Origin of the sequence: Streptosporangium sp. NPDC049078 (assembly GCF_040648855.1) — a bacterium.
Taxonomy (GTDB): Bacteria; Actinomycetota; Actinomycetes; order Streptosporangiales; family Streptosporangiaceae; genus Streptosporangium.
In genome coordinates this window covers 180,155-200,510 of sequence record NZ_JBEZEL010000015.1, presented here as the reverse complement: position 1 = coordinate 200,510, position 20,356 = coordinate 180,155, and the positions used below count along the sequence as shown (strand labels likewise).

The following is a 20,356-nucleotide window of genomic DNA, read 5'->3' as shown; positions in this document are numbered from 1 at the left end:
GCGCCGTGCTCGGCGCGTGCGCGATCGCCCCGGAGTGATCACACGCCGCACCGGACGCCGTCTCCGGCCCGCGGCACCCGTGGAGAACGGGGCCGGTCCGCCCGAGCAGCCGACCCGGCGGCTCCCGTCAGTCGCCGGAGACGACGCGGGCGTGCAGCCGGACGGCGGTCGCGGGGTCCCAGCCGAACGCCTCACGGCCGGCCAGCCACGCCGCCGCCCCCGCGCCGTCGCCCGCCAGGACCGCCGAGGGCCCCAGCCTCTCCCGTACGGCGGAGGCGATCGGCCCCTCGCTGGTCAGCACGCTCCCGGCCAGCACGATCGGGCTCGTCTCGCCCGCCCGGCGGACCTCGGCGACCGTCTCGCAGAGCAGCCGGGCCGCGCCGGACACGATCGTGAGGGCGGCCGGGTCGCCCTCGGTCGCCGCCCGGCTGACGAGCGGGGCGAGCCTGGCCAGCTCCAGCGGGGGCCGCGACTGCGCACGGACCACCAGCCTGATCGCGAGCGCCCTCAGCTCCTCCACCGTGCCCGAGGCGGGCGCACCCGAGGCGGGAGCCCCCGACTCCACCGCACCCGACTCCACCGGGCCCGAGGCGAGCGTGCCCGAGTCAACCGTGTTCGAGAAAAGCGGCTCGCCCTCCAGCAGGGCGCCCGTGACCAGGCAGGTGAGCCTGCCGCCCGCGTCGCCCCTGCTGAGGGCGTGGACTGCGGCGGACGCCGCCTTCCTGCCCAGCCAGAACCCCGAGCCCGCGTCGCCCAGCAACCAGCCGAGCCCGTCGGCGATCATCACCGGCTCGCCGTCCTCGATCCTGGCGGCGATCGCCCCGGTACCGGCGATGAGGGCGGTGCCGCGCGGTTCCGCCGTCCCCGCGGCGAAGGCGATGCCCAGGTCGCCGGTGAGCCGGGGCGGGACGCGCAGACCGGCGGCGGCCCACATGGGGTCGAAGACCAGGCGGTCCAGCGCCCCGCCACCCGCCAGCCCGATGACCGCCCCGCTCACCAGGCCCGGGTCGATCCCGCGCAGTGCGAGCCCCAGCGCCCGGCCGATGTTGGCCACCGCGGCGGCGTTGCCGTGGGCCGCGGGGTTGCCGCCCGGCGCCCTGCCGTACCCGGCCCGCCGTCCCGAGGCGTCGAGCAGCAGCGCCCGCGAGGAGGTCCCGCCGACGTCCAGCCCGAGGACGTACATCGCGCTCAGAGATGCTCGCCGAAGAACGCGGTGACGGCCTCGACCGCCCGGGTGACGTGCGGCTCGGTGTCGTAGAGGTCGATGTGCAGCCTAGCGTCCAGCCAGACGATCCGCTTGGGGTCGTCCATCCGCCGGTACGCCTCCTCGGCGCCCTCGGGTGAGCAGAAGCGGTCGACCAGGCCGTGCACGATCAGACCGGGCTTGGGCGAGAGGAAGTCGGCGCCCATCATGTTGTCCACGGTGATCAACTCGCGGATGGAGGCCCGGGTGACCTCGTTGCGCCAGTGCTCCGAGGCCCCTCTGGAGGTGCCGTAGTAGGCGAACGGCTCGTCGCCCGGCATCGCCGCCTCCCCCTCCTCGGCAACCGCGGGGAGATACTCCACCTCGCCGCCCCCGTCCTGGCGCTCCAGCACCTCCGTGAACGAGGCCAGCGCCTCCTGGTATCCCGAGGGGGACATTCCGGCGCGCATGCCGTAGGGGTTGTTGTAGGCCCCCGCGACGCCCGCGAACGCCTTCACCCGGGGGTCGAAGGCGGCGAACCTGAGCGCGTACCCCCCGCCGAGGCAGATCCCGAGCGCGCCGATCCTGTCGCCGTCCACCTCCGGGCGCGAGCGCAGCAGCGAGACCGCGGCCCGCAGGTCCTCCAGCTTGCCCTGGGGGTCCTCGTGGTTGCGCGGCTGTCCGCCCGACTCCCCCCAGTTGCGGTGGTCGAAGGCGAGCGTCGCGTATCCCGCGTCGGTGAGCCGGGCGGCGTACAGGCCGGTGACCTGGTCGCGGGTGCCGGTGAACGGGCCCGTGAGGACCACGCCGGGGTGCGGGCCCGGCCCCGCCGGGATCCGCAGGTCGCCGAAGAGGGTGATCCCTCCGGCGGTGAACTTCACCTTTTCCGACATGCTCCAAGTCTGTACGGTCCGCGCCGCGGAAGCCAACGAGCCCCCCGCGGCCCCCGCACACCCGCGGACCTCCGCTGTCTCCACACCCCCGGGTGTCCCCGGGCCGGCCCGTTCCCGCTCGTCCGGCCTGAGCCGGAAGCGGGAACGGGGACGGGACTTACCAGGATCTTCCGGGCCTCAGGAGTCGAATCCGAGCCCCATCCGATCCAGGGTGCGCAGCCAGAGGTTGCGGCGGCCCTGGTGCAGGTCGGCCTGGGCGATCGACCAGCGGGTCATCTGGATCCCGGCCGAGCGGACCGGCTCGGGCGGGAACGGGACGGGCTTCTCCTTGACCATCCTGAGCTCGGTCCGCTCGGTCCGCTCTCCGGCGAGCAGGTCGAGCATGACGTTCGCCCCGAACCGGGTCGCGCCGACGCCCATGCCGGTGTATCCGGCGGCGTAGGCGAGGCGCCCGCCGTGCGACTGGCCGTAGAAGGCGCTGAAGCGGCTGCAGGTGTCGATGACCCCGCCCCACCTGTGGGTGAAGCGCAGCCCGGACAACTGGGGGAACGTGGTGGAGAAGTGTTCGGCCAGCTTGACGAAGGTCTCGTCGCGCTGGTCGTACTCGGGCTTGATCATGCCCCCGTTGTAGTAGACCGCGTCGTAACCGCCCCAGAGGATCCGGTTGTCCTCGGTCAGCCGGTAGTAGTGGAACTGGTTGGCCGCGTCCCCGACCCCCTGCCGGTTGTGCCAGCCCACCGAGGCCAGCTGGTCGGCCGAGAGCGGCTCGGTCATCAGGGCGTAGTCGTAGACCGGCACCAGGAAGTGCTTCAGCCGCCGCAGCAGCGGCTGGAACACGCCGGTGCCGAGCGCGACCCTGCGCGCCCGCACGCTGCCGTGCGGGGTGATCAGGTCCAGGCTGGTCGGGGTGTCCCTCATCGTGCGTACCGGCGTGCGCTCGTAGATGCGCACGCCCAGCGAGAGGCAGGCCTGCCGGAGCCCCCAGGCCAGCCGGGCGGGGTCGAGCATGGCGCAGCCGTCGCGCTCCCAGTGGCCGCCGATGTACGTGGGCGAGTTCACCTCCGCCCGCACCTGTTCGGTGTCGAGGACGTCGAAGCGGACGCCCAGGTCGCGGGCGATGCCGAGGTTGCGGTTCATCTCCTCCAGCTGCCACGGCTCGGTGGCCACGTGCAGCTCGCCGGTACGCTCGTAGCCGCAGTCGATGCCGTATGCGGCGACCGCCTCGCCGATCTCGTCGAGGTTGTCGACGCCGAGGCGTTCGAGCGTGTCGATCTCCTCGGGCCAGCGCTCCAGCCCGTTGGCGATGCCGTGGGTCAGCGTGGCCATCGCGAAGCCGCCGTTGCGGCCGGACGCCGCCCAGCCGATCCTGCGCCCCTCAAGGAGGACGACGTCGAGCGACGGGTCGCGTTCCTTCGCCATCAGGGCGGTCCAGAGCCCCGAGAAGCCTCCGCCGACCACCGCCAGGTCGGCGCCGGTCTCGCCGAAGAGCCGCGCCTGCGGCTCGGGTTTCGCCGGACTGTCGAGCCAGTACGGCTTGCGCTCCGCGTCAGCAAGAGCCTTCAGCGGATCCACAAATCTCACTTCCCTACGTGAGTCAGGTTGTCTTTGTGTGTATCGCGTGGTCGTGGAGATCACGCGCGGGTTCCCCCCGCCTGAGTCCGATCTCGCCTCCCTGTTCTGTGCCGGGAATCTGTACTCTGCCGGATTCTGCCTCTGCCGGATTCTGGTCTTTACCGGATTTCGCTCTCCTGCGGGACATTGTCCGCCGGAGCCGTCGTCACCGGTGATCCGGGTACACCGAATCCCCGTGCCGCCCGGTGAGGGCACGGGGATCGACGGCGGCTAGGTGCGGCGGCGCGCGGTGACCGTGTTGACCACGGCGATGGCGACGCCTACCGCGAATATAAGCGTTCCGAGGATGTTGACCTGAGGCGGCACCCCGATACGGGTGGCCCCCCAGATCCACAGCGGGAACGTCTGGGTGGCTCCGCTGGTGAACTGGGTGATCACGAAGTCGTCGATGGACAGGGCGAAGGCGAGCAGCGCGCCGGAGAGGACGCCGGGCAGGATCATCGGGAAGGTGATCCGCCAGAACGTGATCCAGGTGGACGCGCCGAGGTCGCGCGCCGCCTCCTCGATCGACCGGTCGAGCCCGATCACCCGGGCCCGCACGGTGATCGCCACGAAGGAGAGCGAGAACAGCACGTGCGCGACGACCACGGTCGCGAAGCCGGTCTGCACACCGACGCTGATGAACAGCGAGAGCAGCGAGGCGCCCATCACGAGTTCGGGCGAGGCGATCGCGGCGAACATCACGAGGTTGGTCGCGCCCTGCCCGCGGAACCGGTAGCGGCCCAGGGCGAGCCCCATGAGCGTGCCGAGCACCGTCGTGATCATCGTGGAGAGCACCGCGATGTAGATGGAGTTGCGCACCGCCTCCAGCAGCTGGGGATACTCGTCCAGGCGGCCCCACCACCGGAGGGTGAAACCCTGCCAGGTCACGTTCGACTTGCTCTGGGTGTCGTTGAAGCCGAACAGGATCATGACGAAGATCGGCAGGAACAGCCAGGCGATGATCAACCAGACGTAGCCGAGGAGCAGCCGGTCGCCGAGCCGCCTGCCGCTGCGCGGGGTCCGCCGCCCGGCGGGCGCGCTCGTCGTCGTGCTCTCCGGGCTCTCCGTGACGTCGATGGTGCCGCTCATCGGGCCGCCGCCTCCAGGACGTTCTCGGTGCCGAGCGCCTTGGCGTAGGCGAAGATGCCGACCAGCATCGCCGCCATCAGCGTGAACGACAGCGCGGCGGCGGTCGGGTAGTCGTTGTTGACCAGATACTCGGTCTGGATGATGTTGCCGATCATCGTGTTCTCCGGGCCGCCGAGGATGCCCGCGTTGACGTAGTCGGCGGTCATCGGGACGAACGTCATCAGCACCCCGGCGAACACACCGGGCAGCGAGAGCGGCAGCACGATCTTGGTGAACGCCTCCCGCTTGGCCGCGTACAGGTCCTGGGCGGCCTCGACCACCTTGGGGTCCACCCGCTCCAGCGCGACGTAGATCGGCAGGATCATGAACGGCAGGTAGTTGTAGACCAGCCCGCCGATCACCGCGTACGTCGTCTGCAGCACGTGGAAGTCCTCGGGCAGCAGCCCTACCGACTTCAGCGGCCCGAGCAGCATGCCGTCGTCGGCGAGCAGGAACCTCCACGACACCGTGCGCAGCACGAACGAGACGAAGAACGGCAGCAGCACCAGCAGCAGGTAGGTGGACTTGCGGCTGCCGCCCCTGAAGGCGATCCAGTACGCCATCGGGTAGGCGAGCGCGATGGAGACGACGGTCGCGGTCAGGCCGTACCCGGCCGAGCGCAGGAACTGCGTCTGGTACTGCGCCAGCGCCTCGCCGTACACCGGGAAGTTGAACGTCTGGATGAATCCGTCGACCACGTTGCCCTCCTGGGTGGACACCGAGGCCATGAAGACCATCGGTACCACCAGGAAGATCGCGAGCCAGAGGCCGCCGGGCAGGATGAGCAGGTAGGGGGTGAGGCGCTTCACCGGCCGATGACCCCTTCCGGTCCGATTCGCTCTCTCATCCGCCTAGCCCTGCGTGACGGGTTGGAAGATGTCCTCGAAGATCTTCTCATCCGCGGAGGTGAGCGTCTTGTACGACCGCAGCTTGGCCATGTCCTCCTCCGAGGGGAAGATCAGCGGGCTCTCGGCGATCTGCTCCAGCGTCTTCTTCTCCTCCCCCGTCGCCTTGGCCGCGTCGGCGAGGACGAGATCCTTCGCGGAGGAGACCGGGGTGATGAAGTTGATGTACTCGACCAGCATCGTGGCGATCTTGGGCTGGTAGACGTAGTCCATGTAGGTGAGCGCGTCGACCGGGTTCTGCGCGGTCTTCGGGATGCACATGTTGTCGGTCCAGATCGTGCCGCCCTCCTCGGGCACCACGAACTTCAGGTCCTTGCCCTCGGCGACCTGCTGGAAGATGTCGCCCGACCAGGCCATGGTGATCCAGATGTCGCCCCTGGCGAGGGCGTCGACGTAGTCGTTCTCGTAGTACTTGCGCACCAGACCCGCGTCGCGCTGCTCCTTGAGCTTCTCCCCCGCCTTCTTCCAGTCGGCCTCGGTCGACTTGTCGGGGTCGATGCCCAGGGCGAACATGCTGAAGTTGGCGACCTCCTGGGTGTCGAGCATCATGCCGACCTTGCCCTTGTACTTGGGGTTCCAGAGGTCGTGGATGCTCTTGACCTCGTCCACGTACTTGGGGTTGTAGGCGATGCCGGTTACGCCGACCGTCCACGGGATCGTGTGGGCGTTGTTCGGGTCCCAGGTGGGGTTCTTCACCGCGGAGCTCGCGTTCGCCGCGAAGTTCGGCAGCTTGGAGTGATCGAGGGGGACGAGATAGCCCAGCGCGAGGGCCTTGCTCAGCTGGAGGCCGTTGGTGAGGACCATCAGGTCGTAGCCGATGTCGTTGTTGGCGGCGAGCAGCGGCTGGACCTTGCCGAAGAACGTGCTGTTGTCCTGGATCGCCTCCTGGTACTCCACCTTGATGCCGGTGTCGGCGGTGAACAGCTCCAGCGAGGGATACCGCTTGCCGTCCTTGTCGATGTAGAGCGGCCAGTTGGCGAAGCGCAGCGTGTTGTTCTTCTGCTTGGAGCCCCAGTATTCGGCGAGGGCGTCCTTCTGGGGAACGGCCTCCACCTTCTTGCCCTGCACACCGCAGGCGGCGAGGGCGAGGCCGGCGGCCGACATCCCGCCGAGGCGAAGGGCGTCACGGCGGGTTACGGAGCGGCTCTGCGTCATGCCTCGCAGAAAGGCGGGGTTCGTGCGGGGGTCCATATCGAGCTCAACTTCCGATCGCGTACGAGTGGTGCGGCAGCCACGACAGCCAGACGGCGTCTCCACGCTCCGCCGTACTCGCGCTGTCCAGTGCGTTCTGCTGGAAGACGGTCACCTCTTCGCCGTGTGCCAGGCAGACCGTGTAACTGGTGTAGAGCCCCAGGTACACCACCTCTGAGACGGTGCCGCGCACGACGCTGAGGTCTCCGACGGGTTGCTCCTCCGTGGTTATCCTGATCTTCTCCGGGCGTACCGTGATCGCGATCGGCTCCCCGGCTCCGGACGATCCGCCCTCGGTGAGGACATGGTCGTCCTCACCCAGCTTAAGCACCGCGAAGCCTGACTGGAACCGGTCGACAGTGCCGCTGAGCAGGTTGGACGTGCCGATGAACCCTGCCACGAAGGCGGTCGCGGGCCGCTCGTAGATCTCTCTGGGGCTGCCGAGCTGCTCGACCGCGCCGTCGTTCATGACGGCGATGCGGTCACTCATCGTGAGCGCCTCGCTCTGGTCGTGAGTGACGTACACGAAGGTGATGCCGACCTCGCGCTGGATGCGCTTGAGCTCGATCTGCATGGCCTGGCGAAGCTTGAGGTCGAGGGCGCCGAGGGGCTCGTCCAGCAGGAGGGCACGGGGGTTGTTCACCAGGGCGCGGGCGAGGGCGACCCGCTGCTGCTGGCCTCCGGACATCTCCCTGGGGCGGCGTTTCTCGCGCCCGGTGAGGTCGACGATCTCCAGGATCTCGCCGACCCGGCGCTTGATCTCGGCCTCGGCGACCTTCTTGCGCCGCAGGCCGAACGCGACGTTCTCCCAGACGTTCATGTGCGGGAAGAGGGCGTAGGACTGGAAGACCATGTTGACGTCGCGCCGGTTGGGAGGGACGTCGGTGACGTCCTGACCGTGCAGCCGTACGGTGCCACCCGAGGGATCCTCGAACCCGGCGATCATGCGCATGGTGGTGGTCTTGCCACAGCCCGAGGGGCCGAGGAGGGAGAAGAACTCCCCCTCGGCGATCGACAGGGTGACACCCTTGACCGCCTGGACGACCTCGCCGTGGGAGACGTACTCCTTGACGACCCCGTCGAGTTCGATCGCGGGCACGTGGGACGAGTGGGAGACGGCGTCTGCCGTCTCCGTGCCCGCCTGAATTTCGGTCATGCCAGGCTTATCCCTCTGTTCGCGGCTATTCGCCGATGTAGTGCATGACGTGCTTGACGCGCAGGTAGTCGTGCAGGCCGAAAACGGACAGGTCCTTGCCGTAACCGGAGTGCTTGAAGCCTCCGTGCGGCATCTCCGAGACGAACGGGATGTGGGTGTTGACCCATACCACGCCGAAGTCGAGGCGGTTCGACACCCTCATCGCCCGGCCGTGGTCGGAGGTCCACACCGAGCCGGACAGGCCGTACTTGACGCCGTTGGCCTTGGCGACCGCGTCGGCCTCGTCGGTGAAGGTCTGGACGGTGATGACCGGCCCGAACACCTCGTTCTGCACCATCTCGTCGTCCTGCCTGAGGCCGTCGACGACGGTGGGGGCGAAGAAGTAACCGCGGTCGCCGACCCGGTTCCCGCCGGTCAGGACCTTGGCGTGGCCGGGGGCCCGGTCGATGAAGCCGGTGACGCGGGCCAGCTGGTCGGCGTTGTTGAGCGGGCCGTACAGGGCGCTCTCCTCGGAGAGGTCTCCGGTCACGGTGCTCGCCGCCGCCTCGGTGAGCGCGGCCACGAACTCGTCGTGGACGTCCTCGTGGACCAGCACGCGGCAGGCCGCGGTGCAGTCCTGCCCCGCGTTGTACAGGCCCGCGGTGGCGATGGACTCCGCGGCGGACTTCAGGTCCTTGACGTCGTCGAACACGATGACGGGCGCCTTGCCGCCCAGCTCCAGGTGGACCCGCTTGAGGTCCTCGGCGGCGCTCCTGGCCACGGCCATTCCCGCGCCGACGGAACCGGTGATCGCGACCATCGAGGCGGTCGGGTGACCGACGACCAGCGCGCCGGTCTCCCGGTCGCCGACGACGACGTTGAAGACGCCCTTGGGCAGGACGTCTCCGATGATCTCGGCCAGCTTGACCGTGGAGACGGGGGTGGTGTCGGAGGGCTTGAGCACCACGGTGTTGCCCGCGGCGAGCGCCGGGGCGATCTTCCAGACCGCCATCATCATCGGGTAGTTCCAGGGGGTGACCTGGCCCACCACGCCGATCGGCTCGTGCCTGATGACGGAGGTGTGGTCGGCGAGGAACTCGCCGGACGTCGGGCCCTCCAGCGTGCGCGCGGCCCCCGCGAAGAAGCGGAAGTGGTCGGAGGCGACCGGGGTCTCGTCCTCGGCCATCCGGGCGCGCGGCTTGCCGGTGTTGAGGCACTCGGCCTCGTTCAGCTCATCGGCCCTCGCGTCGATCGCGTCGGCCACCTTGAGGAGGAGGTTGGCGCGCTCGCCCGGGGTGGCCTGACTCCATGACTCGAACGCGGCGGCGGCCGCGGCGTACGCCGCGTCGATGTCCTCGGTGCCCGAGACGGGGGCCTTAAGGTAGATCTCGCCGGTGCACGGATCGATGACGTCGGAGAACCGGCCGCTCCTGCCCTCCACGAGCTCGCCGTCGATGTAGTTCCGCAGGCGGGGGAGTTCGTTGGTCTCAACCGGGGTGGTCACCGTCGGCCTCCTATGGATCGGGGCTGAGTTGTCGCGACTCTTACAGAGCGAGAGTCCCACGACAAGGGATTTCGTTGTTAAGATACCAAATTGCTACGAAATCGCTTGACAGAGGCGCCGGAACTGACAGCATGTCGCATCGGAGCCGCAACATGCCGGCAACAGCCCCGCAACATGACGCCAGGGAGCGCCCATGACGACGCCGCCCAAGGTTCGCCGCGAAAACGACGCCAGGCCCGGCCCCGTCGTCCTCGACGAGATCTCCAAGCAGATCATCGAGCAACTGCAGACGGACGGGCGCAAGCCGTACGCCGCGATCGGCAAGGCCGTGGGGCTCTCCGAGGCCGCCGTACGCCAGCGGGTGCAGCGCCTGCTCGACGCCGGAGTCATGCAGATCGTCGCGGTGACCGACCCGCTCACCCTGGGCTTCCCCCGTCAGGCCATGATCGGCATCAAGTGCGAGGGCGACCTGGAGACGGTGGCCGACGAGCTGTCCGCCATCAGGGAGATCGACTACGTGGTGCTGACCGCGGGGTCGCTCGACATCATGGTCGAGGTCGTCTGCGAGAGCGACCAGCATCTTCTGGAGATCCTCGGCAAGATCCGGGCCATCCCGACCGTCAGGGCCACCGAGACCTTCGTCTATCTCAAGCTTCACAAGCAAACCTACTCCTGGGGTACCCGCTGACAGGCCCCGAGCACTCCCCCGCCGTGTGGCGGCGAACCGGGAGAGGCCGAGAAGTCGAGCGTGGTGAGCCGGGTGACCTGCCGAGCGCGGCTTCCTGGAAATCCTCTTATTTGCTTGTTTATCAGGTCGGGCCCGCTTCCAGGGGGCAGATCGCATCACGGCCGGCGATCAACGGCGAACTCCGGCATGATCACCGGTAATGTTGCGGTTCATGCGGCTCTCCACGGTGTCCTTTCGATACTCGCGGCGCGGCCCCTGGATCCTGCGGGACGTCGAGCTCACCGTCCGTCCCGGTTCCGTCATCGAGGTAACCGGCCGCAACGGCGCCGGAAAATCGACGCTGCTGCGGCTGATGGCGGGATTCGTCCCCCCGTCCCAAGGCTCGATCGCCGACCGGCCCAAGGTCATCGGCTACGCCCCCGACGTGTTCCCGGTGGAGCAGCCGTTCACCGTCGCCGCCTACCTCGCCCACATGTCCAGGATCCGGGGGCTCTCCTCCTCCGCCTCCACGGCCGGGGACCTGGCGGAGCGACTGAACGCCGCCCATCTGCTGGACCAGCCGCTCGGTGACCTGTCCAAGGGCAGCGCGCAGAAAATCGGGCTCATCCAGTCGCTGCTCGCCCCGCCGGACCTGCTGATCCTGGACGAGCCCTTCGCCGGGCTCGACGAGCAGACCCGCACCGAACTCCCCGTGATCATCGAAGAGATCGCCGCCCGCGGCGGTACGGTCGTGGTCAGCGACCACCAGAACCAACTTCGGCACTTCCCCGGCGCCGATCACTGGCTCGTCGCGAACGGCGACGTCACCGTCGGCGCCCGCGACTCCGCGGCACCTCCCACCGCCGCTCCACAGGACTCTCCCGTTCCGCGAGACATCCCCCCTCCGCAGGACGCCTCCACTTCGCGAGACACCCCCGGAGCACGGCACTCCCCGGACGTCTCGAAGGAGCTCTCGCCGCCCCCTCGATCCCCCTCGGAAAGCTCGTCCCCGCAGGTGGTGATCGAGGTGATCGTGGACGCGGGCGACGCCGACGAGGTGGAGCAGAAGCTCCGTGCCGACGGCTACCTCACCAGGCGGTCATCGTGATCCATCTCGTCCGCTTCAAGCTCTCCGCCTACGCCCGGTCACACCGGCTGTTCCAGCCGACGATCGGGCTCTTCGCCATGCTGTTCGTCTTCTACTCGACGCTCGCCCCGCCGGGCAAGGAGCTGCCCGCGTACGCGGACTCGGCCGGTTTGCTGATCCTCGTCTTCGCCTGGGCCGCCCGAGGGCTGCTCGACACCGAACCTCCGACACAGCGGCTGATCTCCATGACGGCCGCCGGACGTCCCGGCCGCGAGATCGGAGCCGGGCTGCTCGCCGCACTCACCGTCAACCTCGGCATGGCGGCGATCGCGGTCGGGCTACCGCTGCTGCACGGCTTCGCCGCCATGCCCACCCCCGCCGACCTGGCGAGCGGCGTCGCGCTGCACGGGCTCGGCGTGAGCGCGGGAACGGCCCTGGGCGCCCTCACCAGCCGCCCGATCCTCGCCTCCCCGGCCGTCTCGATGCTCGCCCTCCTCGGCGGCTATCTCGCCCTGCTGCTGATCAGCCTCACCCCCGCGGGCCACCTCGCGGTGCCGATCATGCCCTGGATGCGCGCCGCCAACGCCGGCCTGCTCGGGGAGGTCCTGCTCCCCGTCTCCGCCGCCACCCTCTTCTGGACCGCCGCGAGCCTCCTGCTGTACACACGCCTGCGCCGCCTGAACCCCTGAACCCCTGAACCGAGGTTTTCCTACGAGGTCGTGTATGGCCTGCCCCCGCCGACGCCGTATTTCGCGGCCGGACGGCTCCCGTTTCGGACCAGCGTGGTCTCGCCGCACTGGCATGCCCCCGTCGCGAGAATGACTCGGGTTCGGCCAAGGGCTTCTCGGCGGGGCCCTTCCGCACGTTGCGGAACGCCCCCGCCGAGAAGGGCTGCAAGCCGCTGAACATGGGAAAAGCTGTCGCAGCCCGAGATCTGCTGACAGGATGGTCGCTGGGTTGCTGACGGTTTCGTCGCTGGGTTGCTGACGGATTGGTCGCCGCCTCACCGACAGGACGGTCGTCGGCGAGATGGTCGCCGCCGTACGGGATACCGGACGATGGGGGCGTGATCGCGGCAAGGGGGCGGAACGACGAAGGCGCCCGCTGTGGCGGGCGCCTTCCGGGGTGCCGAAAGAGCCGAGGCTCGGGTGGGAGGTCAGCTCCCCGCGGGCGGGGAGTGCCCCGGGGGGCGCAACCGTACGGTGAGGGCTACTCGGCGGCGGCGAGCTGGCCGCAGGCGCCGTCGATCTCGCGGCCGCGGGTGTCGCGGACCGTCACCGGCACGCCGTGATACTCCAGGCGCCGGACGAAGGCCCGCTCGTCCTCCGGGCGGGAGGCGGTCCACTTGGAACCCGGGGTCGGGTTGAGCGGGATCAGGTTGACGTGCACCAGCTTGTTCTTGATCAGCTTGCCGAGCAGGTCGGCGCGCCACTCCTGGTCGTTGATGTCCTTGATCAGCGCGTACTCGATGGAGACCCGGCGCTTGGTCCTGGCCGCGTAGTCCCAGGCCGCGTCGAGGACCTCGGCGACCTTCCAGCGGGTGTTGATCGGCACCAGGGTGTCGCGGAGCTCGTCGTCGGGGGCGTGCAGCGAGAGCGCGAGCGTCACCGGCAGGCCCTCGGCCGCGAGCTTGCCGATCGCCGGGACCAGGCCGACCGTGGAGACGGTGACGCCCCTGGCGGAGATGCCCAGGCCGTCGGGGGCGGGCTCGACCATGCGGCGCACGGCGCCGATCACGGCCTTGTAGTTGGCCAGCGGCTCGCCCATCCCCATGAAGACCACGTTGCTGACCCGTCCCGGACCACCCGGGACGTCACCGGCCGCGAGCGCGCGAGCCCCGGCGACGACCTGCTCGACGATCTCGGCGGTGGTCATGTTGCGGGTGAGGCCCGCCTGACCCGTGGCACAGAACGGGCAGTTCATACCGCATCCGGCCTGCGACGACACGCACATCGTCGTACGGTCGCTGTAGCGCATGAGGACCGACTCGACCAACGCGCCGTCGAAGAGCCGCCACAGCGTCTTACGGGTGGTGCCGGCGTCGGTGGTCATCTCCCTGACCGAGGTGAGCAGCGTGGGGAACAGCGCGGTGGCGAACTTCTCCCTCGCCGCGGCCGGAAGGTCCGTCATCAGCTCGGGATCACCGTTGAGCTTCTCGAAGTAGTGCCGGGAGAGCTGGTCGGCGCGGAACGGCTTCTCACCCAGCTCGGCGACGACCGCGCGGCGCTCGGCCATGGTCAGGTCGGCCAGATGGCGGGCGGGCTTGGCCCTGCGCGGCGCCACGAAGGTGAGCTGGCCGGGTGCGGGGGTCCCGGACGGGCTGACGGTCGACAAGTCCAACGCCTTCTCTCAACGGTTACGCGATTGCTCGAAGCGGTGCCCGACAGTGATCTAGAGTCCGGAGGTATGGCGACAAACCGCCCCACGGGCCCCGCAGGAGAGCGGGGAGACGGCGTCGAGGTCGTGCTTACCGACATCAATCCCTACGGAAGCCGCACCCTGGTGGTCGAACGTGACGAGACTTCCTCGGTAGCTTACCTGTGCGGGCCGGGAGGGACGGTGCACGGAGCCGTCTGGCTGGCCAACCACGGCCCGGCCCCGGACGGAATCGACCAGGACCGCCTGGAGGCCGAACTGCCACCGGTCGCCCCCAGGGCGAACACCCGTCACCCCGGCGGCAGAGGGCCCCTGGGCGCGCTGCGATCGCTGTGGTTCGAGGAGGGCGACGGCGTCGCCCTGTACGAGAACGACGAGCTGCTCGCGGTCATTCCTGGATGGGCGGACATGAGCCGGGGAATGCCCGGCTACTCCCGTGACGCCCTGGGCGAGTCCCCGTTCGCCTGGTCGCTGGAGGACGCCCACGACGGCCTGGCCCCTCGGATCGCCAAGGCGCGCGCCTACTGGGAGTGGCGTGGCGGAGACGGCGCCTGGGCCTCGTTCCAGCAGTTCGTGATGGGCCATCTGGACCGCAAGGTCGGCACCGCGGGCAGATTCTGGGACGCGGGGGGCGAGCGGATGCCCGCGGTGGGCATCACGGAACGCCCGCCGGAACGCGGCAGGGAGCACACGATCCTGTCCACGGTCGGGATGAGCTGCCAGCGGATGCCCACCGTCGAGCAGTACATCGACCGCCCGGACGCGTACGCCCGGGTGGAGCTCGCCGTCGCCTCCCCCGGTGACGCCCGCGACGCGGCCCGGCTGTTCCTGTGGCTGGGACAGTATCCGTGGCACTCGGTCACCTGGCTGGGTCACGGCCACACCGCCAGGTGGTATCACCGCCCTGAGACCTTCCCGCTCGGCTCCGCCTACGGCGGTGTGATGATGCTGACCGGGCTGCCGGGACTGCCTGACCTGTCGGGTTTCTCCTTCGGCGGCGACTCCGTCCAGTGGCTCTGGCTCGTCCCGATCACCCCGGACGAGCTGAACCTGGTCTCCGCCGAGGGCTACCGGGCGGTGCTGCCGCGCCTGTCCGCGACCCGGCTCACCGGGACGGGATGATCGGATGCCCCCGGACTCGTACGGGTGGCGACGGGTGACGGCCGCACCGCGCCCGGGCGGGATGCCACGGGCGGCCTCAGAGCAGGGCAGGTCCGGATCGGGGCGGGCTCAGACCAGCAGGGTGAGCAGCACCCAGACCGGGATCAGCGTGGCGACGAGGGAGTCGAGGCGGTCCATCATGCCGCCGTGGCCGGGAAGCACACTGCCCATGTCCTTGACACCGAGATCTCGCTTGATCACCGACTCGATCAGGTCACCGAGCGTGGCGAAGACCACTACGACCGCGCCGATCAGGACGCCCTTCCAGATGTCGGCCTCCAGCAGCCACGCCACCAGCCAGCCGCCCACCGCCATGCAGGCCAGCGCCGACCCCGCGAAGCCCTCCCAGGTCTTCTTCGGGCTGATCACCGGGGCCATCTTGTGCCGGCCCAGGGTGATTCCGGCGAAATATCCGCCGATATCGCTCGCGGCGGTGGTGGCGATGAAAACGACCACCCGGTCGGGCCCCTGGTCGGGGTTGGCGAGCAACAACGCCACGAACCCGACGAGCAGGGAGGGGTAGACGACGACCAGGATGGTCGCGGCGGTGTCGCGGACGTAGTTCTCCGTGCCCAGGAACATCCGCCAGATCATCAGCCCGAGCACGGTCATCGCGAAGACGCCGACCAGCCAGGCCGTCCCGCCCCAGGCCGAGCCGGTCAGATCCCCGCCCCAGTAGGCCGCGGCCAGCATCGCGGCCATGCCTGCCAGCACCGGGACGAGGGGGACCTTGATGCCTCTGGCCTCGAACGAGCGGACCAGCTCCGTCACTCCGATACCCACCGCGGCGACCACCACGGCGAGGAAGAGCACCTTCACGAAGTAGAGGGAGGCGATGATGATCGCCGCCAGGGCGAGCCCCACCGCCGCCGCGACGGGGAGATTACGGCCGGTACGGCTACTGCCCGCCACGGGTTCCACAGGGGGTCCTACTTTCATACCTACACAAAATCCTTGTCCCGCACGGACGGCCCGCGCGGGACAAGGATCATGGCTCAAACCTCGAGCAGCTCGGCTTCCTTGTGCTTGAGCAGCTCGTCGATCTTGGCGACATGCTTCTGGGTGAGGTCGTCGAGCTCCTTCTCCGCCCGGCGCACCTCGTCCTCGCCGGCCTCGCCATCCTTGATCATCTTGTCCAGGGTCTCCTTGGCGCTGCGCCGGATGTTGCGAATGGAGACCTTGGAGTGCTCCGCCTTGTTCCTGGCGACCTTGATGTACTCCTTGCGGCGCTCCTCCGACAACTCGGGGAAGGCCACGCGGATCACCGCTCCGTCGTTACCGGGGTTCACACCGAGGTCCGAGTTGCGGATCGCCTTCTCGATCGCGGCCATCGAGCTCTTGTCGAAAGGCTGGATGATGACCATGCGCGCCTCGGGCACGTGGAACGAGGCGAGTTGCTGAATGGGGGTGGGTGTCCCGTAGTACTCAGCGCTGATCTTGTTGAACATCGACGGGGTGACCCGACCCGTGCGGATGCCCGCGAAGTCGTCCTTCGCCACCGACACAGCCTTGTCCATCTTTTCCTCGGCTTCGAGGAGGGTTTCGTCGATCACAGCGGCTCCCTGTCTTCTCGGTCACTCCCCATCCTCACGCACTTCGCGGGAGGCCATCACGCCGGAGGTCCACCGGACCACCACAATGGCGTACCGCTCGGCTCGCTACGTCAGGTTCGCACCCTGTCTTCTCGGTCACGCGCCCTCCTCACTCGCTTCACGGGACGCTCCTACCTCGCGTACCACTCCGCGGCTACGTCGGGCTCGCTTCCTGTCCTCTGGTCGCTCACCACTCCTCGCTCGCTTCACGGGACGCTCCTACCTCGCGTACCACTCCGCGGCTACGTCGGGCTCGCTTCTTGCTCTACCGGCTCGTCACCGTGCCGGTCCTGGCACCGTTTCGGCCCCGTGCCGGCTCGTCACCGTGCCGGGCTCACCAGCGTGCCGATCTTCTCACCGCGTACCGCCCGCATGATGTTGCCCTCACCCATGAGGTCGAAGACCACGATGGGAAGGTTGTTGTCCATGCACAGGCTGATGGCGGTGGCGTCCATGACCCCGAGGCCACGGGTCAGCACCTCACCGTATTCGAGATGGTCGAACCGGACGGCATCGGGGTTCTTACGGGGGTCGGCATCGTAGACGCCGTCCACCTGGGTCCCCTTGAGCAGCGCCTCGGCACCGATCTCCAGCGCTCGCTGGGCGGCGCAGGTGTCGGTGGAGAAGAACGGCGAGCCGAGCCCCGCCCCGAAGATGACCACGCGGCCCTTCTCCAGGTGGCGGATGGCACGGCGGGGCAGGAACGGCTCCGCGACCTGCTGCATGGTGATCGCCGTCTGAACGCGGGTGTCGATCCCCCGCTTCTCCAGGAAGTCCTGGAGGGCCAGACAGTTGATGACCGTGCCGAGCATGCCCATGTAGTCGGCCCTCGCGCGGTCCATGCCGCGCTCGGACAGGGTGGCGCCCCGGAACATGTTGCCGCCGCCCACGACGACCGAGACCTGCACACCGCCGCGGACGGCCTCGGCGATCGAGTCCGCGAGGTGGCTCACGACGCCCGGGTCTATGCCCAGCGGCTCACCGCCGGCGAACGCCTCCCCGGACAGCTTCAACATCACCCGCTTCCAGCGAAGCGGATCCGAGTACGAAGAAACCGCCGGCGTAGCGGGTCCTGTGTTCTCCTGCACGGCGGCGGCCTCCTCGTTTGATGCTCTGCCTGAAGAGCGGATGTCAGGGATCAGGCCTGGCCGACCTTGAAGCGGACGAAGGCCTGGACCTTGACGCCGTTCTCGTCCGCGAACTTCGCGACCGACTTCTTGTTGTCCTTGACGAAGGACTGCTCAAGGAGGGTGAAGTCCTTGTACCAGCCGTTGACCCGGCCATCAACGATCTTGCCGATGGCGGCCTCGGGCTTGCCCTCCTCGCGGGTCATCTCCTCGAAGAGCGCGCGCTCCTTCTCGATGACGTCGGCCGGGACCTCGGCGGGGCTGAGGTACTTCGGGGCCATCGCCGCGGCGTGCTGCGCGATGTCCTTGGCGACGTCGCCGTTCGGGGAGTCGAGCTGCACGAGCACACCGACCGCCGGGGGGAGCTGAGGGTCGGTCTTGTGCATGTAGGCGCCGATGAAACCGCCCTCGAGCACGGCGAACCTACGGATCTCGATCTTCTCGCCGAGCGCGGCGTTGGCCTCGTCGAGGTGCGTCTTGACGCTCTTGCCGGCGAGCTCGGAGTCGAGCAGCGAGGGCACGTCGGACGGCTTGGTGGCCAGGATGTGGTCGACCACCTGGGCCGCGAGCTCCTGGAAACGCTCGCCCTTGGCGACGAAGTCGGTCTCGCAGTTGAGCTCGAGCAGCGCGGCGGCGGAGTCACCCTCCTGCTTCAGGGCGACCAGGCCGTTGGAGGCGGTGCGGGCCTCACGCTTGCCGACGTCCTTGGCGCCCTTGAGGCGGAGGATCTCGACCGCGCGGTCGAAGTCGCCCTCGGACGACTCGAGAGCCTTCTTGCAGTCCATCATGCCGGCGGCGGTCAGCTCACGAAGCCGCTTGACGTCGGCCATGTTCACGGAAGCCATTGTCTTTTCCTCGTGGGAATCGTCGTGGATCGGGTGGGTGCCCCAACTGAGCGGCACCCACCCGGAAGGGTCTTGCGGGTCGTACGGCCGAAGGAGCCGTACGGAAGTGACCTAGGCCTGCTTCTCGGTGGACTCGGCCTCGGCGGCCGGAGCGTCCGCGACCTCGGCGGCGGGAGCCTCCGCAGCCTCGGCCGGGGCCTCGGCGGTCTCGGCAGGGGCCTCCGCGGTCTCGGCCTCGGCGGCCGGAGCGCTGTCGGCGCCGCCCGCGAGCAGCTCCTGCTCCCACTCGGCCAGCGGCTCGGCGCCACCGGCGACGGCCGGCTTGTCGTCCCCGCCACGGTTGGCGCCGGCGCGGGCCATGAGACCGGCGGCGACGGCGTCGGCGACGACGCGGGTCAGCAGACCGACGGCGCGGATCGCGTCGTCGTTACCCGGGATCGGGTAGTCGACCTCGTCGGGGTCGCAGTTGGTGTCGAGAATGGCCACGACCGGGATGTGAAGCTTGCGAGCCTCGCTGATCCCGATGTGCTCCTTCTTGGTGTCGACGACCCACACGGCGCTCGGGATCCGGGACATGTCCCGGATGCCGCCGAGGGTGCGCTCAAGCTTCTCCTTCTCGCGGCGGCGCATGAGGAGCTCCTTCTTCGTGAGCCCCGAGGCGGCCACGTTGTCGAAGTCGAGCTCCTCCAGCTCCTTCAGGCGCTGGAGCCTCTTGTGCACGGTGGAGAAGTTGGTGAGCATGCCGCCCAGCCAGCGCTGGTTGACATACGGCATGCCGACACGGGCGGCCTGCTCGGCGATGGCCTCCTGGGCCTGCTTCTTCGTGCCGATGAACATGATCGTGCCGCCGTGCGCGACGGTCTCCTTGACGAAGTCGTAGGCCCTGTCGATGAAGGCCAGCGACTTCTGGAGGTCGATGATGTAGATGCCGTTGCGCTCGGTGAAGATGAAGCGCTTCATCTTCGGGTTCCAGCGCCGGGTCTGGTGGCCGAAGTGAACGCCGCTTTCCAGCAGCTGTCGCATGGTGACGACGGGGGTGGACATTGATCGTCCTCCAGATCGGGGCACCCATCTCTGGGCGCTGTTCTCGGTTGGACGCGACAGCCCTCGGCTGTCGCCCTGATGCCCCGAACCGGATCCAGCCGAGCTCTCGCCCGGACCGAGGGATCCCGGTTCTTGACGGGGCATGCGAAGTCGGCCCATGACTCACAGGCCACCAAAAAGTGTACCCGTAACCGCGCCTCTCCCCGACCTTGGGACGTCAAGCACCCCTTACGCGTCGCGTGGAAGGCCGTGCGGCCGGCGCCGGGCCCGGGGGAAGAGGCTGACCTGCGCCTCGGAGACCCGAGCCCCGGGCGGGGCGTCCTCTCGATCCCTGACGGTGGTCTTGTAGGGGGCGAGCAACTCCTCGATCCGCTCGTTCAGCGCCTTCAACTCCTCGGCGTCGACCAGCAGGAGGACCCGGCTGAACAGCGCGGCGTCGCGCCACTCACGCGACTCCCGCTCAAGATTCTCCAGCGCCCTGCTCGCCTCGTCCGCCGCCTGCTCCCGAAACGCCTTGATCAGGAACTCCTTGGCGCCACGCACGTCCGGACCGTCGTCCGGATCGGGGCTGACGCTGAAGCCTGTGGCGCTGGAGCGCCACAGACGCTCCCTGCCGTCACCGCGGCCGTCGTCGCGCACGGGCGCGTCCTCGACGAAGCCGTACTTGGCGAGCATGCGCAGGTGGTAGCTGGCCGCACTGGGGGTGATCCCGACGACCTCGGCGACCTCGGTCGCGGTGCAGGGCCCCTCGGCCTGGAGCCGGTTCAGGATCGCGAGCCGCGCGGGGTGCGCCAGCGCGCGCATCGCGGTGGGATCGGTGAGGGACTTGCGCGTCGATGCCTCGGTCATGTGCAGACCGTACCCACTCCATACGTGAAGCATTGCCTTCATAACTATGAAGGGT

19 protein-coding genes are annotated in these 20,356 nt (G+C 68.9%); 4 read left to right on the top strand and 15 right to left on the bottom strand.

Annotated elements, in window-relative coordinates; genetic code table 11:
- Positions 1-127 precede the first annotated feature (127 nt).
- The 8 genes from AB0B90_RS26185 to AB0B90_RS26150 all read right to left on the bottom strand — a co-directional run bounded on the left by AB0B90_RS26185 (position 128) and on the right by AB0B90_RS26150 (position 9,553).
- The gene (locus tag AB0B90_RS26185; RefSeq protein WP_350948666.1) at positions 128-1,183 is read right to left on the bottom strand and encodes a BadF/BadG/BcrA/BcrD ATPase family protein; all 1,056 of its coding nucleotides are present in this window, start codon (positions 1,181-1,183) and stop codon (positions 128-130) included.
- A 5-nt stretch (positions 1,184-1,188) separates the two neighbouring features.
- Positions 1,189-2,076 (bottom strand): alpha/beta hydrolase, encoded by an 888-nt coding sequence (locus tag AB0B90_RS26180; RefSeq protein ID WP_350948667.1) that lies wholly within the window; start codon positions 2,074-2,076, stop codon positions 1,189-1,191.
- Between the two features lie 177 nt (positions 2,077-2,253).
- Positions 2,254-3,648, bottom strand: a complete 1,395-nt coding sequence (locus AB0B90_RS26175; protein WP_350948728.1) for an FAD-dependent oxidoreductase — start codon at positions 3,646-3,648, stop codon at positions 2,254-2,256.
- 270 nt (positions 3,649-3,918) lie between these two features.
- Entirely contained in the window at positions 3,919-4,779 is an 861-nt protein-coding gene (locus AB0B90_RS26170; protein WP_350948668.1) for an ABC transporter permease, read from the bottom strand.
- Positions 4,776-5,627, bottom strand: a complete 852-nt coding sequence (locus AB0B90_RS26165; RefSeq protein ID WP_350948669.1) for an ABC transporter permease — start codon at positions 5,625-5,627, stop codon at positions 4,776-4,778. Before AB0B90_RS26165 ends, AB0B90_RS26170 begins: the two co-directional genes overlap by 4 nt.
- 42 nt (positions 5,628-5,669) lie before the next feature.
- Positions 5,670-6,914: a spermidine/putrescine ABC transporter substrate-binding protein gene (locus tag AB0B90_RS26160; RefSeq protein WP_350948670.1), complete on the bottom strand. Its 1,245-nt coding sequence runs from the start codon at positions 6,912-6,914 to the stop codon at positions 5,670-5,672.
- A 7-nt stretch (positions 6,915-6,921) separates the two neighbouring features.
- Positions 6,922-8,070, bottom strand: a complete 1,149-nt coding sequence (locus AB0B90_RS26155) for an ABC transporter ATP-binding protein (RefSeq protein WP_350948671.1) — start codon at positions 8,068-8,070, stop codon at positions 6,922-6,924.
- A 25-nt stretch (positions 8,071-8,095) separates the two neighbouring features.
- Positions 8,096-9,553 carry a gamma-aminobutyraldehyde dehydrogenase gene (locus AB0B90_RS26150; RefSeq protein WP_350948672.1) on the bottom strand — a complete coding sequence of 486 codons (1,458 nt, stop codon included), beginning with the start codon at positions 9,551-9,553 and terminating at the stop codon, positions 8,096-8,098.
- Between the two features lie 193 nt (positions 9,554-9,746).
- Between AB0B90_RS26150 and AB0B90_RS26145 the strand changes: the two genes are divergently transcribed.
- From AB0B90_RS26145 to AB0B90_RS26135, 3 genes are all read left to right on the top strand, one after another.
- Positions 9,747-10,241 carry an Lrp/AsnC family transcriptional regulator gene (locus AB0B90_RS26145; protein ID WP_329091340.1) on the top strand — a complete coding sequence of 165 codons (495 nt, stop codon included), beginning with the start codon at positions 9,747-9,749 and terminating at the stop codon, positions 10,239-10,241.
- Positions 10,242-10,440: 199 nt separating this feature from the next.
- Positions 10,441-11,328, top strand: a complete 888-nt coding sequence (locus AB0B90_RS26140; RefSeq protein ID WP_350948673.1) for an ABC transporter ATP-binding protein — start codon at positions 10,441-10,443, stop codon at positions 11,326-11,328.
- Complete coding sequence (locus tag AB0B90_RS26135; RefSeq protein WP_350948674.1) at positions 11,325-11,996, top strand: hypothetical protein; 672 nt, start codon at positions 11,325-11,327, stop codon at positions 11,994-11,996. The genes AB0B90_RS26140 and AB0B90_RS26135 overlap by 4 nt, the downstream gene beginning before the upstream one ends.
- Before the next feature lie 520 nt (positions 11,997-12,516).
- On the opposite strand, the gene rlmN is transcribed toward AB0B90_RS26135, so the two are convergent.
- Positions 12,517-13,641, bottom strand: coding sequence for a 23S rRNA (adenine(2503)-C(2))-methyltransferase RlmN (rlmN, locus tag AB0B90_RS26130; protein ID WP_350948675.1), 1,125 nt, complete (start codon positions 13,639-13,641; stop codon positions 12,517-12,519).
- Positions 13,642-13,713: 72 nt separating this feature from the next.
- On the opposite strand from rlmN, the gene AB0B90_RS26125 reads away from it, so the two are divergent.
- Positions 13,714-14,805 carry a suppressor of fused domain protein gene (locus tag AB0B90_RS26125; RefSeq protein ID WP_350948676.1) on the top strand — a complete coding sequence of 364 codons (1,092 nt, stop codon included), beginning with the start codon at positions 13,714-13,716 and terminating at the stop codon, positions 14,803-14,805.
- Positions 14,806-14,913: 108 nt separating this feature from the next.
- Here the strand turns inward: AB0B90_RS26125 and AB0B90_RS26120 are convergent, their stop codons facing one another.
- The 6 genes from AB0B90_RS26120 to AB0B90_RS26095 all read right to left on the bottom strand — a co-directional run bounded on the left by AB0B90_RS26120 (position 14,914) and on the right by AB0B90_RS26095 (position 20,301).
- Positions 14,914-15,783 (bottom strand): phosphatidate cytidylyltransferase, encoded by an 870-nt coding sequence (locus AB0B90_RS26120; RefSeq protein ID WP_350948677.1) that lies wholly within the window; start codon positions 15,781-15,783, stop codon positions 14,914-14,916.
- Positions 15,784-15,839: 56 nt separating this feature from the next.
- Positions 15,840-16,397, bottom strand: a complete 558-nt coding sequence (gene frr / locus AB0B90_RS26115; protein ID WP_350948678.1) for a ribosome recycling factor — start codon at positions 16,395-16,397, stop codon at positions 15,840-15,842.
- A 359-nt stretch (positions 16,398-16,756) separates the two neighbouring features.
- The gene (gene pyrH, locus AB0B90_RS26110; protein ID WP_350948679.1) at positions 16,757-17,452 is read right to left on the bottom strand and encodes a UMP kinase; all 696 of its coding nucleotides are present in this window, start codon (positions 17,450-17,452) and stop codon (positions 16,757-16,759) included.
- Positions 17,453-17,574: 122 nt separating this feature from the next.
- The gene (gene tsf / locus AB0B90_RS26105; RefSeq protein ID WP_350948680.1) at positions 17,575-18,408 is read right to left on the bottom strand and encodes a translation elongation factor Ts; all 834 of its coding nucleotides are present in this window, start codon (positions 18,406-18,408) and stop codon (positions 17,575-17,577) included.
- Positions 18,409-18,519: 111 nt separating this feature from the next.
- Complete coding sequence (gene rpsB, locus AB0B90_RS26100; protein WP_350948681.1) at positions 18,520-19,452, bottom strand: 30S ribosomal protein S2; 933 nt, start codon at positions 19,450-19,452, stop codon at positions 18,520-18,522.
- Between the two features lie 228 nt (positions 19,453-19,680).
- On the bottom strand, positions 19,681-20,301 hold the full coding sequence (locus tag AB0B90_RS26095; protein WP_350948682.1) for a helix-turn-helix domain-containing protein: 621 nt from the start codon (positions 20,299-20,301) through the stop codon (positions 19,681-19,683).
- Positions 20,302-20,356 lie beyond the last annotated feature (55 nt).

What these genes read in the sequence shown, in the direction of transcription:
- AB0B90_RS26145 (WP_329091340.1), top strand. Translation starts at nt 9,747, where the DNA reads ATGACGACGCCGCCCAAGGTTCGCCGCGAAAACGACGCCAGGCCCGGC.
- pyrH (WP_350948679.1), bottom strand. Translation starts at nt 17,452, where the DNA reads ATGTTGAAGCTGTCCGGGGAGGCGTTCGCCGGCGGTGAGCCGCTGGGC.
- AB0B90_RS26125 (WP_350948676.1), top strand. Translation starts at nt 13,714, where the DNA reads ATGGCGACAAACCGCCCCACGGGCCCCGCAGGAGAGCGGGGAGACGGC.
- AB0B90_RS26180 (WP_350948667.1), bottom strand. Translation starts at nt 2,076, where the DNA reads ATGTCGGAAAAGGTGAAGTTCACCGCCGGAGGGATCACCCTCTTCGGC.
- AB0B90_RS26185 (WP_350948666.1), bottom strand. Translation starts at nt 1,183, where the DNA reads ATGTACGTCCTCGGGCTGGACGTCGGCGGGACCTCCTCGCGGGCGCTG.
- AB0B90_RS26095 (WP_350948682.1), bottom strand. Translation starts at nt 20,301, where the DNA reads ATGACCGAGGCATCGACGCGCAAGTCCCTCACCGATCCCACCGCGATG.
- AB0B90_RS26120 (WP_350948677.1), bottom strand. Translation starts at nt 15,783, where the DNA reads ATGAAAGTAGGACCCCCTGTGGAACCCGTGGCGGGCAGTAGCCGTACC.
- tsf (WP_350948680.1), bottom strand. Translation starts at nt 18,408, where the DNA reads ATGGCTTCCGTGAACATGGCCGACGTCAAGCGGCTTCGTGAGCTGACC.
- rpsB (WP_350948681.1), bottom strand. Translation starts at nt 19,452, where the DNA reads ATGTCCACCCCCGTCGTCACCATGCGACAGCTGCTGGAAAGCGGCGTT.
- AB0B90_RS26170 (WP_350948668.1), bottom strand. Translation starts at nt 4,779, where the DNA reads ATGAGCGGCACCATCGACGTCACGGAGAGCCCGGAGAGCACGACGACG.
- AB0B90_RS26140 (WP_350948673.1), top strand. Translation starts at nt 10,441, where the DNA reads ATGTTGCGGTTCATGCGGCTCTCCACGGTGTCCTTTCGATACTCGCGG.
- AB0B90_RS26155 (WP_350948671.1), bottom strand. Translation starts at nt 8,070, where the DNA reads ATGACCGAAATTCAGGCGGGCACGGAGACGGCAGACGCCGTCTCCCAC.
- AB0B90_RS26160 (WP_350948670.1), bottom strand. Translation starts at nt 6,914, where the DNA reads ATGGACCCCCGCACGAACCCCGCCTTTCTGCGAGGCATGACGCAGAGC.